Origin of the sequence: Natrarchaeobius halalkaliphilus (assembly GCF_003841485.1) — an archaeon.
Taxonomy (GTDB): domain Archaea; phylum Halobacteriota; class Halobacteria; order Halobacteriales; family Natrialbaceae; genus Natrarchaeobius; species Natrarchaeobius halalkaliphilus.
In genome coordinates this window covers 124692-139405 of the sequence record NZ_REFY01000005.1, presented here as the reverse complement: position 1 = coordinate 139405, position 14714 = coordinate 124692, and the positions used below count along the sequence as shown (strand labels likewise).

General features: G+C 56.8%; 13 protein-coding genes. 9 read left to right on the top strand and 4 right to left on the bottom strand.

Annotation, left to right across the window (positions count from 1 at the left end; genetic code table 11):
• Positions 1-169: 169 nt before the first annotated feature.
• On the top strand, positions 170-1276 hold the full coding sequence (locus EA462_RS13365) for an ABC transporter substrate-binding protein (RefSeq protein WP_124179079.1): 1107 nt from the start codon (positions 170-172) through the stop codon (positions 1274-1276).
• Between the two features lie 197 nt (positions 1277-1473).
• Here EA462_RS13365 and EA462_RS13360 read toward each other — a convergent pair whose 3' ends face one another.
• Both EA462_RS13360 and EA462_RS13355 read right to left on the bottom strand, forming a co-directional pair.
• Positions 1474-2295, bottom strand: a complete 822-nt coding sequence (locus EA462_RS13360; RefSeq protein WP_124179078.1) for an enoyl-CoA hydratase-related protein — start codon at positions 2293-2295, stop codon at positions 1474-1476.
• A gap of 210 nt (positions 2296-2505) precedes the next feature.
• Positions 2506-3657, bottom strand: coding sequence for an acyl-CoA dehydrogenase family protein (locus tag EA462_RS13355; protein ID WP_124179077.1), 1152 nt, complete (start codon positions 3655-3657; stop codon positions 2506-2508).
• Between the two features lie 834 nt (positions 3658-4491).
• On the opposite strand from EA462_RS13355, the gene EA462_RS13350 reads away from it, so the two are divergent.
• The 3 genes from EA462_RS13350 to EA462_RS13340 all read left to right on the top strand — a co-directional run bounded on the left by EA462_RS13350 (position 4492) and on the right by EA462_RS13340 (position 6797).
• Positions 4492-5589: an NADH dehydrogenase subunit gene (locus EA462_RS13350; RefSeq protein ID WP_124179076.1), complete on the top strand. Its 1098-nt coding sequence runs from the start codon at positions 4492-4494 to the stop codon at positions 5587-5589.
• Between the two features lie 55 nt (positions 5590-5644).
• Positions 5645-5914 carry a cysteine hydrolase family protein gene (locus EA462_RS17360; protein ID WP_165872075.1) on the top strand — a complete coding sequence of 90 codons (270 nt, stop codon included), beginning with the start codon at positions 5645-5647 and terminating at the stop codon, positions 5912-5914.
• 106 nt (positions 5915-6020) lie between these two features.
• The gene (locus EA462_RS13340; protein ID WP_124179074.1) at positions 6021-6797 is read left to right on the top strand and encodes a fumarylacetoacetate hydrolase family protein; all 777 of its coding nucleotides are present in this window, start codon (positions 6021-6023) and stop codon (positions 6795-6797) included.
• Here EA462_RS13340 and EA462_RS13335 read toward each other — a convergent pair.
• Complete coding sequence (locus tag EA462_RS13335) at positions 6779-7141, bottom strand: hypothetical protein (protein WP_124179073.1); 363 nt, start codon at positions 7139-7141, stop codon at positions 6779-6781. The two genes, EA462_RS13340 and EA462_RS13335, sit on opposite strands and share 19 nt — an antisense overlap.
• A 561-nt stretch (positions 7142-7702) precedes the next feature.
• Between EA462_RS13335 and EA462_RS13330 the strand changes: the two genes are divergently transcribed.
• Positions 7703-9058, top strand: coding sequence for an APC family permease (locus EA462_RS13330; protein WP_124179072.1), 1356 nt, complete (start codon positions 7703-7705; stop codon positions 9056-9058).
• Between the two features lie 233 nt (positions 9059-9291).
• Here the strand turns inward: EA462_RS13330 and EA462_RS13325 are convergent, their stop codons facing one another.
• Entirely contained in the window at positions 9292-10095 is an 804-nt protein-coding gene (locus EA462_RS13325) for an ABC transporter ATP-binding protein (RefSeq protein ID WP_165872074.1), read from the bottom strand.
• A 332-nt stretch (positions 10096-10427) separates the two neighbouring features.
• On the opposite strand from EA462_RS13325, the gene EA462_RS13320 reads away from it, so the two are divergent.
• The 4 genes from EA462_RS13320 (at position 10428) to EA462_RS13305 (ending at position 14327) form a co-directional block, all read left to right on the top strand.
• A complete protein-coding gene (locus EA462_RS13320; RefSeq protein WP_124179070.1) occupies positions 10428-11441 on the top strand; it encodes a hypothetical protein in 1014 nt (337 codons plus the stop codon).
• 21 nt (positions 11442-11462) lie between these two features.
• Complete coding sequence (locus EA462_RS13315; protein ID WP_124179069.1) at positions 11463-12287, top strand: ABC transporter permease; 825 nt, start codon at positions 11463-11465, stop codon at positions 12285-12287.
• A 76-nt stretch (positions 12288-12363) separates the two neighbouring features.
• Entirely contained in the window at positions 12364-13179 is an 816-nt protein-coding gene (locus EA462_RS13310) for an ABC transporter permease (protein WP_124179068.1), read from the top strand.
• A 182-nt stretch (positions 13180-13361) separates the two neighbouring features.
• Positions 13362-14327, top strand: coding sequence for an amidohydrolase family protein (locus tag EA462_RS13305; protein WP_165872073.1), 966 nt, complete (start codon positions 13362-13364; stop codon positions 14325-14327).
• Positions 14328-14714 lie beyond the last annotated feature (387 nt).

The following is a 14714-nucleotide window of genomic DNA, read 5'->3' as shown; positions in this document are numbered from 1 at the left end:
GAGAGGTGGGTGACGAATCGACGAGTCCGGCTCGAGTCCAGTGATCGTTAATATCTGTACATGATTGAGGCATCATGTATGTAGAAATGGAAGTCAAGTCAGTATTTAGAGAGAGTACTGATGGTAATCAATCAAAATGGTTAAATAGGCTGTTGCGCATGATGGTATCATGCCACATAGAACTGGCAGTGGGAGGCGAACCATTCTCAAAACAGTTGGTGCAGGCGTTACGGTTGGGCTTGCCGGGTGCATGGGTAACGGGGACGACGATAACGGTGCATCGGACAGCGACACGTCCGGAAGTGACGATATTGGCGATGAACAATCGGACGATGATATGGGGGGAGAAGTCGAGATTCCGAATCCGCTCCGAATCGGTCATCCGTCGCCAGCGATGGCGGGATACAGTGTTCCGACGTACTCGTTGTTCAACGAGGAGATGGAATCGCGTGGCGTTGAAATCGAACCGGTCGTGTTCAACGGCTTCACAGCGATGGTAGCCGGAATCGTGAGCGGAGAAGTCGAGCTCGGCTACTCCAATCCGCCGGCGATCATCAACTCGATCAGGGAAGGATTCCCGATTTCGTCGTTTCTGGAACTGAACCAGAAGTTTTCACAACAGATCATCGCACAACCCGACATCGAGTCCTGGGAGGAACTAGAGGGTGCTCCGGTCGCCGCCCATTCGCCACAGTCGTTCTCCGCACTCACTCTCAGAGCGACAGCAGAATCCCAGTTAGGCGACCCCGAGGCGTTCGATCTCAGCTATATCGCAGGAACACCGAACCGAATTTCGGCCATGGAAGAAGAAGAAGTCGATGCAACCACCGTGTTTGCGAGTGCAGCGATCGACGTCGAAGAACGTGATATCGCACAGTGGTTCCACAATCCCAACGACGACGTTGCCGCCGAACCGCTCTCACTCGCACAGTGGGTAACGACCGATGACAGACTCAACGAGTACGAGGAGGTGTACCGGACGATTGCCGAGGAATTGACCAATTCGTACGAGCAAGCCTACGAGACGGATCCGCAAGAGCTGGCGGAAATGATCTTCGACTCGCCGGCTGAGTTCCCTGCGTACGACTCCGGCGACATCGAGGTCTGGGAACAGACCATCGAGGCGGCGCAGGAAGACGAAATGTGGGAAACGGACATGTCGAACATGCTCACGGACGAGCGCGTCAGCCGATCGATCGATCTGGCGGAACGAACGGGACTTATCGACGAAGTGATCGAGGTAGACGACCTCGTTGACCGGCGGTTCCTCGAGTAAGCGTTCGTTCACCCGTTTTTAGAGATCACACCGTTATCTGGGTCGAACTCGCGACGGCACGCACCGAACGCGGAGGTACAGCCGGTCGAATGAGATCTCTGCGATCGATGTGGAGATCAGTTCAGTTGACACGGTAGTACCGGTCAGTCGTTCGAAAAAACGCATACGGGTGACGGATCCCGGTTTCTCGGGCGAGACTACGAGGAGTCTTCGGACTGTTCGTCGTACGATTCGAGACCCGGCTTGTACTCTCGCTCCTTGAACTGGCCGATACCCTCGTCGACCCACTCGTCTTGCTGATAATATTTCATCTCCTCGCTCTTTCCGCGTTCGTAGTCGAGCGCTTCGTGGAAGTCCATGTACCGTACACGCTCGAGCACAGCGGTGTTGAATTGCATTGCGATCGGGTTCTTTTCTGCGAGTGACTCGATGAGCTCGTCGGTAGTTTCTTCGAGTTTGTCCTCCGGAACGGCGGTCGTCACAGCGCCCAGTTCCTCCGCCGTGGCCCCGGTGAACGATTCGCCAGTCGAAGTGTAATAGAGCGCCTTTCTGCGGTTCATCGTGTTGACCGCTGCCCACATCGCGCCGCCGCCCGGAATAATACCGAAGTTGATCTCCGAGAGTCCAAAAACCGACTCCTCGGTCGTCACGGCAAAGTCACACACCGCCTGCAAGCAGTATCCCGCACCGAACGTCCAGCCGTCGATTTTCGCGACGGTCGGTCGGTTGTAGTCGAACAGTGTCGTGAACATTGATCCCGTCTTCCGTCCGGCCTCGTAGAACGCACGCGGCCCTTCCTGGCGAGTTTCGTAGAATCGCTTTTCCAAGTCCATCCCGGCACAGAACGCCGATCCGTTCCCCTCCAACACGAGAACCCTGATCTCGTCTTCGATTCGCTCGAGCGCATCCGTTACTTCCAATGCGAGTTCGGGAACGATCGCGTTACGCTTTTCCGCACGATCGAGTGTGATCTTTCCCACGTCGTCCTCAACAGATAGTTCGATGTACTCGTACTCCATGAATCCACTTTCTGTACGGAACCGTACCCATCTATAACTACCGATTGTGCAACTCGCGACTCTGGATGGAAATAGGACTCCTCCGACAGTCTCACTTCCCAAAACATGCCGTCGGACAGCGATCAGCGGTCGTTCGGACTGAGCGTGATCAGCTACTGACTTCGCAACCAAGCCCGTCGTAAACGCGGTTCTCTCTTACGAAAAACCGACTCAGTTCATCAGATCGGGAAGATCGGCCAGTCCCTCGTCCAACACCGCATCCGCAATGGTATTTCGGAGCATCTCGTCGGTTCCAGCCGCGATTCGTTTCCCTCGAACTAACCGATAGAGGTACTCGAGTGGATGTCCCTGCTGATATCCGTTGGCACCGTGTATCTGAAGTGCTTCGTCGACAACGTTGTTGCAGACCTCCGTCGCATATAGCGCTGCGATTGACGATTGCAGTCGATTCGGCGGACACTCGTTTTCTACGGCGGTGATAACGGTATTGTAGACCATCGTTCGTCCGAGCTGAATCTGCATCGCCATATCCGCGAACTTCCACCGAAGTCCCTGGAACTCAGAAATGGACTGGCCGAACTGTTCACGTGTCTTCGCATACTCGACCGCGGTATCGAAGGCACACAGCGCGATGGCGATACAACCCATCGCAGAGGCACATCGCTCCCAGTTGAGCGCGCGGAGCATACGCTTGAACCCGCTCTTCCCACTAACGACAACGTGTGATTCCGGGACGGAAACCTCACTAAAGGTGAAGTGTGTCTGCGTGTCGCCGGCCATGTTGGTGTAATCGGTTTCCCGTGCGACGCCGGCCTGATCGGTATCAACGACGACAACGCCCATGTTCGAGTCGGGAAGCCTCGTCCAGACGACGAGTGAATCCGCACTTTCTCCCTGAGTGATCCAGGTTTTCTCACCGGTCAAGAGATAGCCGTCCCCGTCTTCGACGAGTTGCGTTCCGATATTCTGAACGTCGCTTCCGGCCTGCGGTTCACTTATTGCAACGCTGATCGATCGCTCTCCAGCGGTTACATCCGTAATGTACTCCTCTTTGAGCGACTCGGAGCCGAACATTTCGATTACCCGGGGGGCGATCATCGACCGGCGATAGACGCTCTGTGCGGTGTCCGGACAGATTCGGCCGATCGCCTCGATCTGGAGACAGACCTCGAATTCCGACAGTCCCCCACCCCCGAGCTCGATCGGATAATTGAGACCGACGAGTTCAAGGTCTGCGAGTAGTTCGACGTTCTCCGTCGGCGGTTCGTCGTCCCACGTGAACGCGCGCGGAGCAAATTCTTCGGTCGCGATCCGACGACACTCAGAGAAGATCAATCGTTGCTCATCTGTGAGCGAGTACATAATTTGGACTCTGGAGGAATCGTCTTAAGACTGTGGGAAAATCGCACGGTTCTGATGACTTCGTTTCGGAGCGTCGTTCGGCGTGGTCATCGAACCCTGACGTGTCTCGAGACGATATCGAACGAACCAGACGTCGCCACGAGTCTCATCTCGACTCGTTCGTTACCACGTTTTCAGCGTGACGGATCAGCGCCGTCATCGGAGTCGTGTCGAGTACCCATCCGTCCTAGTACGTTTCGTGAGAATCTGGATCAACTATCGTTGATTACCGAGTGACGTGCCAAGTCACCGCGGTACACGATAGTTAAACATTCACATGCAAGTTTACAGATGTATGGGAGTAAATTCAGAAATACGGGGTGAAAGTAGTCGATGTTAAATCATGGAGGTCAGTACGTCCGGAGTCGGACCAATCTGAATGGGGTCAACGACGAAACTAGTCAATGAATACACACACTTAGGGTGTGTTGGTCGATTCGCAATCGATCTCGAGCCGACACCGTCGACAACGGCCGTAGTCGAAGTCCTGCCACCCACATTCCGTATCGCCCGCGTTCAATCTGGAGTACGACACGGTTACAGACGGTCTGCGGTACTGGGTTCCCAACACACCCGTAGGGCTGGACGCGAGTGTATCGGATCGACGGGCGGTAGTTCGGAGAAACGATCGTGGTTGGGAGACACAGATCCGACCGACGAGAGTTATTAACCGTTATCATCCACCCAAACGCACGACATCGAGGTGTCCATCCACAATCCTCTTCTAGATGATTTGATAAGGTCCTAAACGCTTCCAAACACTTAATACGATTCTCGAGGCCATAGAGATACAGAATGGCAGTGAACACCTCGATCGAGCTCGATCCTCGAAAGATTCCGGATCGACTGTACGAAGCTGGAGTCGCCGGTGCTGGCGGTGCGGGTTTCCCATCCGGGGCGAAATGGGAGCAACTGGAGGACGTCCACTCACTCCTCGTCAACCACCAAGAAAGCGAGCCGAACTACTACTCGGACGTCTGGCTCGGAACGGAACACGCAGCGGAGCTCGCAGCGTTTTTCGACGCGATGCTCGAGGCCGATCTGTTCGAGCGCATCGTCGTCGGGACGAAACAGAAGTACCGAGACGAATGGACGAAAGAGTTCGAGACGGCCTGTGACGCGGACGTCTACCTCGAGGACGAACTACCGCCGGATCTCGACGGAGAAACGGGGATCATCTTCGCGTACACCGGAGAGACCTACGACTTCAGCGAAGAGCAGGTGTTGTTGATGATGGCGGCGGGCGAACGGATCGGCCGGGATCTCCCGACGGATCACGGCTGGATCGTTCACAATACCGAAACGCTGTGGAATATCTACAACGCGCTCGCTGAGAACACTCCGGTCACTCGAAAATACGTTCACGTCGGAGGCGATACGCCAGCGCACCGCTGTCTGGACGTTCCGGTCGGAACGACAGCTGCTGATCTTCTGGAGGCGGCCGACCTCCCCGAGGACGCGCTTCCGAGCGATGCCGTTCTCGCGGACGGTGGACCGGGCTGGAGTTACGCGATCGACGAGTCTCCAGTTGCGTTCGGTACCCGAAAGCGAACGAACGCGATACTCGTTCTCGACGAGGCCACCGTCGAGGCACACACGGAACAAGAAGACCGGATCAACGTGCTCGAGGAACGTGACTGGAACGACCGTGACCACGAAACACAGCCGTCGGTCCTCGAACCCGAGACGGTTTCCATCCCGCTGATCACCAACGCCGCCTACGAGGGACTGGTAACCCCAGGCGATCCAGTCGTCGAGCCCGGTGATCGTGTTTCCACCGGCGACGTCGTCGCCAGGAGAACAGAAGACGAGATCAGCAACAATCATCACGCGTCCATCGACGGAACCGTCGTCGACGTCACCGAGACTCACGTCGTTCTCGAGCGAGAGTGAGTCCACCGATCGTCCGATCCGACATCCATACTTCCGACGTTTCGATCGATCGCGGGTGCTCAGACGCCACTCGAGCAACGACGTCTCGCGACTGCTCGGCGGCGAGACCATCACTGAGGTCTGCGTCGAGTCGACCGTCCGGTCGGCGTTCGATCGGAATTATCGGGTGACCGTGCTTTCGGACTGCACCGCTTTCGCTGATCTCGAGGCACGCGAACGGAGTCTCGACCGTATCGACGCGAAGTTCGGTAGCGTGGTGGCCTCGACTGAGGTTTCGCCCGAGGAAGTGTTCTTAAGCGACGGTATCGTTTGTCGAGTAACGTAAACGTGTAACCCGTACGTTGTGACTTCCACCGACTACGAAGTGCCGGTGACCTCTCCTCTTCCCATGGGCGGAAAAGAATAAAGGGCCGTCTCGCGAACTGCTTTCTATGCTCACTGTCCGATTTCGTTCCGATGGAACGGTGAATACGGGAACCGTCGATGGCCATCGAATCACGACCGACGACGCTACCCATCGGATCGGCAAAGTCGAGATTCTTCCGCCGTCCGAACCGACGAAGATCATCGCGGTCGGGAAGAACTACCGCGACCACGTCCGTGCGATCCTCGGTGAAGTCGAGAAGGAGGAGTTCCCGATGCTCTTTTTCAAACCGCCGTCGTCAATAGTTGGACACGGTGACGACGTGATCGCTCCCGAGTCGTCTCACTTCCTCGATTACGAGGCCGAACTGGGCGTCGTTATCGGGGAACGTTGTTCGTCAGTCTCGGAGGCTAACGCCCTGGAGTACGTCGAGGGCTACACGTGCGTCAACGACGTCACCGCACGCGACTGGCAACACACGGAAGAGCAATGGGCGCGGGCGAAAGGGTTCGATACGTTCTGTCCGATCGGCCCCGTCGTTCAGACCGAACTCCAGGAATCGCTAGACATCACCTGTCGAGTCAACGGCGAGGTGAGACAGTCTTCGAACACCGACGAGCTCCTCTTTTCGATTCCCGAACTCGTCGCTGAGATCTCGGGTCACTTTACACTGCTTCCGGGTGACGTCATCGCAACCGGTACCCCAGCCGGGACGAGCGCCGAAACGATTCCGATGAAGGAGTGGTCCGACCGGGCCGGCGAGGGCGCGCTCGAGCCGGGAGATACGGTCGAGGTCGAGATCGAAACGATCGGAACGCTCGAAAATCAGGTTCGGTCTCCTTGATCGCACCTCGCACCGTTCGAGACAGCGACGCTACGAGAGTAGACCGAATATCGTCTCGCCGTGAATTCGGCGTCGGTCGGCGTCAGAGACGTCCAGTTGCCCGACTCCCTAAGGGATCGTTCGATGCTGACGGCACCGCCACCGACGTCAAACGGTGCGTCAGTCCCGAAAATAGCCTGTCCGGGCCGAAGAACTCGAGGGCTGGGACCGAACCGAACGTCGAGATCGGTGACGGCCCGCTCGAGTTCTTCGATCATCGCGTCCGGATCGTTCATTGGCTCGGTCGCGACGCCGGCGAACCTGTCGAGGTGTTCGGTTGCGATCCGGACGATGCCCTCGTTCATCGTTCGCGCGAGTTCGACGGCGGTGGCGATCGGAGATCGTCTCGACCGGGGGACTGGCTGGCGTCAGAACGGTGACGTCGACGCCGTATCCGTCCATGAGTCGAGTCGGCGGTCGACGTCGGTGAGTTGGGGAATAGAGCCGAGAAGCCCCGAGACCACGTGTGAATCGCTGGTGTGCGAGTCGAGCGCTTCTCTGTACTTGGCCGGGAGTACGTATGAGTATCCGTCAACGATTTGCTGTTCTGGTCTGTTCATGTTCGCCTGTTAATTAGCGTCGATCGCTCAAAATAGTTAGCCTACGCTCTATCCAACTTCAAGCGTCAGTGAGTTACTTTCACCTGCCGGTTACGAGCGCTGGACCAAGTCGGTTGACGGCAACCCGAGTCAATTTCGACACCTCGAACCACCGGAGTGGCTCGTCGTGGATAAGCAAGGAACAGATCGTCACAGTGAAGAAGTGATTGTATATGCGGGACAGGGGTCACGAAGTGCTTTTAAATGTAAATTGCCCTGTGATTGGCGACAAAAAATATAAGTAACATAAGACAACTATCGATAAGTATGTCAAAGGCTGACACAGAGAAATTAGCAACGATAGGACTATTGGGTGCCGTAGCGTGGATTATCGGACTTAATCTTAGTAGTTCGCTTTGGGTGATTCCAGCAGTAGCAGTGAACATCACGGGCACGTCAGCAGTGACATCAATGTTGATCGTTGTTATACCGGTTCTACTGATTCTTCCGGCCTATTTCGTATTGGTGAGATCCGAGCCGACCAATCTCGGTCACTTCAAGTATCCCGCGCGCTATTTGAGCGACAATACCCACCTCAACCAGTTCCTGACTACGGCAGGAACGTTCAGCTTCTTCGCCACCGTATCGATGTTCGCACTTCCACTCGCGGCGATAACTGCCGGCGATTTCCTGAATACGGTCCATTCGCCGATTCCTCCAATAACCTATGCGGTAGCTGTCCTCGCCCTAGCGTACGTGACTAATGCGCTTGGCGTTCGGATCGTCGGCATGGTCGAGATTTTTTTCATCACGCTTCTGTTCGTTGCGGTCCTGCTGCTGACAGTTGGTGGGGTACAGCATATGGAACCAGCTAATTTCGCTGAGTTCTTCGCAGGCGATACGGCCACGTACATCGCGACGTGGCCCCTCGTGTTCACCCTCGCTGGTGGTGCACTTTTCGCAATTGATCTTGGCTCCGACATTCGTGACGGCTCTCGGAACGTCCCCATCGTGTTGGTTCTCGGTATCCTGGGAGTGATGATCTTAAGCGCGATGATAACGCTGGTCGTAGCTGGGACGATTCCGCACGACGAACTCGCTGGCGAGACAGTGGCCTACGTCGCGTCGCAGATCTTGAGCGGCCCGGCGTTCGTGTTCACCGCGATTTTCGGGGCGCTGTTCGCGTCGTTCTCGACCCTCGTCGCCGCGATGACTCTCACGGGGCGGTATTTGGCGGAACCCTCCCAGTTCAACGTGTATCCCAAATCTCTCGCAACAGAGAACCGGTTCGGAGAACCGATGTACGCGCTGACGATCTCGTTCGTGATTGCGATAGTGTTCCTGTTCCTCGGATTGCCGTTCCAGATGCTGATCGCCGGCTTCACCTTCTCGTTCCTCTTCCTCTACTCGCTGGTGACGATCTCGGGTATCCGGTACGTCAAGAGATACTCGGATCAGGTCGAACGAAATGGCGCGAACAGGTCGTTCTTCACCAGTCCGAAGGCCGTGACCTGGGGGGGTTTCATCGCCCTCCCGATCTACGCCGTGTTCTTCGTCTTCTTGGCTCTCGAGAACCCGGTCGCATTCGGTGCGTGGTTCGCTACCTTGCTCATCGGCGGCGTGTACTACCTGGTGAGGAGTCGGATGACGGGAGAGATGCCCGCCGCGGTCGACTTCGCGTAGTAGACGAGATTTTTCTACACCGCTCACTTGAGTTTCGAATCCCACCGAAACTCGCTTCCCGGACCGATCGAGAAACCGCACCGAAATTTTGTGGCGTGATATCTACGACAGGGACCGCCGTCGTCGCATCGCGGTCGATCACCGCGGAGACGTGGTCGACGGCCAGTACCGGTCCGACGACCTCGGTACGATCGTCGATGAATGGGCCGCCGGCGCGAGTGCGTATAAAAAGACTAGTACGCGTCGGCACCCGCCGTCTTTTTGATCGCGTGGAACTCTTCGATCGCGTGTTGCTGAAACGTGAGAAACTCCTCGGAGTCGACGGTACGCGGCCGCTCGAGGTCGACCGAGATGTCGCTGTAGATCTCGCCGTCGCCCAGCATCAGTATTCGGTCAGAGAGTTCGACCGCCTCGGTGATGTCGTGTGTAACGAAGAAGACGGTCTTTCCGAGATCGGACCAGATGCTGATCAACTCCTTTCTCAACTCGGCCGCCGTAATCTCGTCGAGGTTGCTGAACGGCTCGTCCATCAGCAGAATTTCGGGATCGATGCTGAGCGCGCGTGCGATTCCGACTCGCTGTTGCTGACCGCCGGACAACTGCGTCGGGAACTTGTCGTACTGTCCGTCCAGTCCGACGAGATCGAGATACTCCTTCGCGAGTTCCTCCGAGAACGAATCGTTGTCCTCGTGGACGAACTCGATATTTTGCACGCACGTATTCCAGGGTAACAGACGCGGCTCCTGGAACACGTGTCCGAGGGTGATGTCGTCCCCGCTCGACGATTCGAACCGCACACGGCCTTTGGTCGCCTCTTGGATACCGCTGACGATCGAAAGGAGCGTCGACTTTCCGCTCCCCGATCGACCGATGAGCGTCACGAAGCTTCCCTCGTTTATCGTGAACGAAACGTCGTCGAACACCTGTTCGATACCGTTTCTCGTCTCGTATTCCTTCGCCAGTCCTTCGACGTGGATCGACGACGACGACGGCGTCGTACCGACGTCGCCGGAGGTGGAGTGTTGCTCGGAGTTCATGAGATGACCGATAGACGGTTGCGAGTCAATATTTACCAAGGCTGTATAAAACACTTCTGTAAATCGAGAGTGGAGGATTCGGGGCGCGCATCCACCTCGAGCCGCTCGTCGGGACCTAGCAGCATCTACAGTAAGAAACATGATTTACCGACGAAAAGCATTCGAAGCCGCGGGAGTAATCGCCGCGGTGTAGTGCACAATCTTTATATGATGAGCACAGTAGGCTAGTTACGTCACAGCGAGCCATGACAGAGAGAAACACACAAGTTCGCAGTCGACGCACGGTGCTGAAAACCATCGGTACAGGTACGGGGGTTGCTGCTGTTAGCGGCTTGGCCGGGTGCCTCGGCGACGATGACGACGAGGAGATCGATCTCGTGTTCAGTTCTGGCGGGTTCAAAGAGATCACGCTCACGGAACTTCAGGAGCGGGGAATACTGGAGGAGGAGTTCGACGACCGGGGCTACGACGTTAGCGTCTCGTCGTCGAGCGAGAATACCTCCCTGTACGCGTCCGAAGAGGCCGACATCGTGGACGTGAGTCCGCTCGAGGCGGCACAGCTCGGGACCGAACGGGACATTCAGACGACGGTCGTTTCGGTACTCACCCCCCCGTACCCGGGTCTGATGGTACGGGCTGACAGCGAGTACGATCCGGACGTTTCCGGAAGCCTTGAGGAGTCGATGCAGCTTCTCGCGGACGACGGACTGTTCGCGATCGGGTCGTGGGCAGGCGGCGACGTTCCGAAGTACCGGGTGATCATGCCGGAGATGTTCGACCTCTCGTTCGAGGAAGACGACGGGGATTTTGAGGTGACGACGGCCGATTACTTCGCGCTGCCGGAACTGCTGGCGGACGGGGAAGTCGACGTCATCTCCACGTCCGGTCACTACGGCGTCGCACCGTACATGACGGGCGACGAGCCGGAGTTGACGACCCTGTTCTGGAACATGGACATGGTCCAGGAGATGGGGTATGGAACCGGAATCCACAACGCGTGGACCGCACAGACTGATTTCGTCGACGAGAATCCGGAGGCCATGGAGGCGGTTACGGACGCGTGGCAAGAGGGCGTGAACATCCTGTACGACGAAGCCGACGACCTGTTCTTCCAAGACGAGTACATGGAGCTCATCGGATGCCAGACCGAAGAGGAAGCGGAGTTCGTGTACGACTGGGCGATCGAGCTGAATCACCCCGAATCACCGGATAACTTCATCGTGTACGACGACGTGGAACTGACGGACGAGTTCGTGAGTAACGAGCGCGAATATCTCGACAGGGCCGCAGAGATCGGAACGGTGACGGCAGACTGGGACGAGTACGTGCAGTTCGAACCGCTGTAACCACACGGACTACGAGCAGAGATGTCGGAAAACGATACCCCCTCAGAAATGGGCGCGCTCGGTACGATTCGGCGACTGGTAGTGGCGAACAACAAGTTCATCTTCGTCCAGTCGATCCTCTCGTTCCTCGTCATCTGGCACGTGCTTGCCAACACGTTCGGCATGGCCGACACGATATCATCGCCGTCGCTCGTCGCGTCCTCGTTGTACGAGTTGCTGTTAACCGACGACTGGTACTACCACGTTTACGTCACGCTTCGTCGATCGTTGTACGGATTCGTCTTCACGATCGTCGTCGGAACCGCACTCGGCGTCGCGATGGGGATCAGCCCCTTCTTCGAGAAGGCGTTCAGGGATTACGTCATCGTGGGGCTGGCACTTCCGACGCTGTTTGCCGCGGTGTTTTCGGCGATGTGGTTCGGTCTCAGCGACGTGACGCCGATGGTCGCGGGTGCACTGATTGCATTCCCGTTCATCACGCAAAACGTCTACGAGGGCGTGAAAGACGTCGATCAGGAGCTAGTTCGGATGGCACACTCGTTTTCGGTCTCGAGGCGGCGAGTGCTGTCTCGGATCGTGTTGCGATCGATCATGCCGGAGTGGTTTTCCGGCGCCAGATACTCGTTCGCGATCTGCTGGAAAGTGACGACGCTGACCGAACTGATCATCGCACAAAACGGGATCGGATACATGATCGCGCGGCAGATGTCTGTCCTCTCGTTGACCGGCGTGATCACGTGGACCGTGCTGTTCATGGTCATCATTCTGGTTCTGGAGTACGGCGTCTTCCAGCAGACTGAGAAGATAGTGTTCGCCTGGCGAGAGAAACCGGTGGTGGATCTATGAACCGCGATCGACTGCGAGGCGTTGCCATTCTTTCTATTCTCACCAATCGCTCTAACTCTAAAAACGGTGAAAAATAATGTGTGCGCAACTCCTCTCCAAACGCAAGCTGACGCAGTACCGAAAACAGTTGAACGGGACGCACGCGCGAGTGGGTGGAATCCTGTTCGGACTACTCGCGTGGTTCGTACTCGCATCAGTATTCCCCGCCAATCTGATGCCCTACCCGTTCGAAACGCTCGTGTTAACGGCCGAGTTGATCCAGTCCGGTGCTGCGTTCTCTCACCTGTTCGTCACCCTGTGGAGAACGCTGCTCGGATTCCTGGGCGCGTTCATTCTCGGTGGTACGATCGGCGTGTTGATGGGCGTCTCCAACTATGGGGAGAAGTTCTTCGTACCGTACATCGTAATCGGACTCTCTATTCCCGCCATCGCCTGGGCCGCGATCTCGACGCTCTCGCTTGGGCTGTCGCCGATGGCACCGGTCGTCGCGACGATCGCAACGACCTTCCCATTCATCGCGATCAACGTCTGGAAAGGCGTCCAGAATATCCGAACCGACCTCCTCAAGATGAGTTCAGCTTTCGGCGTATCGAACCCCCGCCTGCTCCGCAGAGTAATCCTCCCGAACACCGCACCCGCGCTGTTCTCGGCGTCTCGGTTCGGACTTGCGATCTCCTGGAAAATCGTCACGATCGCGGAAATCTTCGCCTCGAGCAGCGGCGTCGGCTACATGCTCATTCGGGCGTACGAAAGCTACCAGTACGAACTCGCGTGGGCGTGGGCGGTGCTGTTCATGATCGTTATTCTACTCATCGAGTACGGCGTATTCCGCCAGCTCGAAAAGCGGGCTTACGCGTACCGCTCGGCGACCGACGTCGTCGGGGTTGCGTAGCCCTCCCGGATTTCTAGCCGCAGTCTTTCGATTGTACCTTTATTGGTTGTATGGAGGGCAAACGCGATCCGACGGCCGCTCGCGGGGGGCGTACCGGGTCGGCAACGCCGTCGATCGGATTGTCCCTGTTCTACGCTCACCCGCACCAATATTTATGTGAGTTTGGGTTCGTTATCCAGTCAATGTCAGGTCAAGGTACGCGGCAGCTCGTCGATTTCGGTGGGCACGTCCATCCGACCGATCCCGAAGCGTTCGCCTACTATCACGACTTCATCGAAGAGAACGACGGATCACCGGTCTGTCGAGACGCCAAAGCCGTTCAACGCCGGTACGCGAACTCCGCGGTCGACTACACGGTGCTATCACAGCCGTACTTCATGGGACACGGAGACGCCGACGAAACCGCTACGGCCAATGATGAGTTGCTTCGCATCGTCGAAGAGTTCGACGAGTTCTTCGGACTCGCTGCGATCCCGACCGCGGCCGGCGGCGAGGCAGCCGCAAACGAACTCGAGCGGTCGCTCGAGGCCGGCTACCACGGCGGTGCGATCGAGACGAAATCCGACGGAATCGAGTTGATTGACGACGAACTCGAATCGGTGTTTCGAGTCGCCGAAAAGCACGATGCACCGCTTCTAGTGCACCCGAAGTTGCACGACTCCCTACACGAGGACGTCCTCGACGATACGTGGCGGTTGAACGCGATTTTCGGCCGAGAGGTGGCGCTCTGTGAGAGTATCTGCAAGGTGATCCACGAGGGCGTTCTCGATCGCCATCCCAAGTTGAATCTCGTCTACCACCACACGGGAGGAAATCTGGCGGCGATGCTCGATCGCGTTCGCCTGCAGTTGGACGACGACCTGTGGCCGGGTCTCGACGACGTGGTCTCCTATCGGGAGTTCGAAGAGACGTTCGAAACGCGAATCTACGTCGACACGTCCGGCTACGACGGCTCCCCGTCCGTGCTCCGACGGACGCTCGAAACGTTGCCGTCGAGTCATGTGCTGTTCGGGACGGACTTCCCGTACGAGACCCGAACGCCCGAAACGTTCGAGGCGCTCATAACGAGTGTCACTGAGACGTGCTCGGAGTCGGATTCGAAGCGGATCCTCGGCGCAAATGCGTTCGAATTACTCACAAATACGTGAAGTAATAATCAATAATCAGATACTGACAATTATCTAAAGGAATCATCACAGTTCGTGTTGCCACAGAAATACTTGTTCGCCAAGGTTGAACGAAGTGTGCTGAGCCAACCAACGTAACTAACGAGATGGATGTGATCTGGACAGCGGACGCAGAGCCGACATGGGGATCGCAACGGCGAGAGCTGACGCGAGGATCGTACTACTCCAGAAACTCGACGATCTCAGCGAAAAAAGTCGATGGGATTTGGGTCCTACGCCGCGGCGAATACGGATTGACAGTCGAAACGTGGAGTCGGCGATTTAACCGCAGAAAATGCTGCTAATCTCAAACGAATTTCCGGGACGGCAGCCAATCCTACGGAACGGCATCCGATCCACGCTCGTCTG